Origin of the sequence: Streptomyces marinisediminis (genome assembly GCF_026262575.1) — a bacterium.
Taxonomy (GTDB): Bacteria; Actinomycetota; Actinomycetes; order Streptomycetales; family Streptomycetaceae; genus Streptomyces; species Streptomyces marinisediminis.
The window spans coordinates 1-1,213 of sequence record NZ_JAPKFL010000084.1; the positions used below are offsets into that span (position 1 = coordinate 1).

Consider the following 1,213-nt stretch of genomic DNA (forward strand, 5'->3'; position numbering starts at 1 on the left):
GTCCCTGGACTTCGACCGCCGCCTGGGCACCGGCGCCGCCCTGGTCGACCTCGGTGGCGAGCTGGCCGAGAAGGACGTCGAGAAGGTCATGGCCGAGTACGCCACCGACCCCGACGTCGCCTACGTCGTCCCCGACACGCGGATGTACGCCGCCGCCGTCGAACCCAACGACCCCTACTACGAGCGCCAGTGGGACCTCTTCGAATCCCGCGCGGGCATGAACGTCCCGGGCGCCTGGGGCAAGGCCACCGGCGAGGGCGTCAACATCGCCGTCATCGACACCGGCTACGTCGCCCACTCCGACCTGGCCGCCAACGTCATCGACGGCTACGACTTCATCTCCGACTCGTGGATGGCCCAGGACGGCGACGGCCGCGACGCCGACGCCTCCGACCCCGGGGACTGGATGAACCGCGGCGAGTGCGGCCGCGACGCCAACGGCCAGCCCGTGCCCCCGCGCGACACCAACAACTCCTGGCACGGCACCCACGTCGCCGGCACCATCGCCGCCGCCGCCGACAACGGCAAGGGCGTCACCGGGATCGCCTACGACGCCACCATCCAGCCCGTGCGCGTGCTCGGCAAGTGCGGCGGCACCACCGCCGACATCATCGACGCCATCATCTGGTCCTCCGGTGGCTCGGTGCGCGGCGTCCCGGCCAACCCCAACCCGGCCGACGTCATCAACATGAGCCTGGGCGGCGGCGGCTCCTGCGACGCGGGCACCCAGAGCGCCATCAACGGCGCCGTCAGCCGCGGCACGACCGTCGTCGTGGCGGCCGGCAACTCCAACGCCAACGCGGCCAACTTCAACCCGGCGAGCTGCGACAACGTCATCACCGTGGCCGCCGGCGACCGTGAGGGCAACCGGGCGAGCTACTCGAACTACGGCAGCGTCGTCGACGTCACGGCGCCCGGTGGCGAGACGGCGGTCAGCGCCGCGAACGGCATCTGGTCCACGCTGAACACCGGCACCCGCTCGGTGGGCAGCGAGACCTACGCCGCCTACCAGGGCACCAGCATGGCCGCCCCGCACATCGCCGGCCTGGCCGCGCTGATGTACCAGGCCAAGCCCGGCATCACCCCCGCCCAGGTCACCGCCGCGATCAAGGACAACACCCGCTCGCTGCCCGGCTCGTGCAGCGGCGGCTGCGGCACCGGCCTGGCCGACGCCACCGCGACGCTGGAGGCCGTCACCGACGGCGGCGGCACC

Annotated in this window: 1 protein-coding gene; it reads left to right on the forward strand. The window is 72.6% G+C overall.

All coding sequences use genetic code 11. From position 1 onward, the window contains the following. The coding region (locus tag OSB71_RS24160) for a S8 family peptidase (RefSeq protein ID WP_265950935.1) at positions 1-1,213 on the forward strand (1,213 nt) is incomplete at both ends.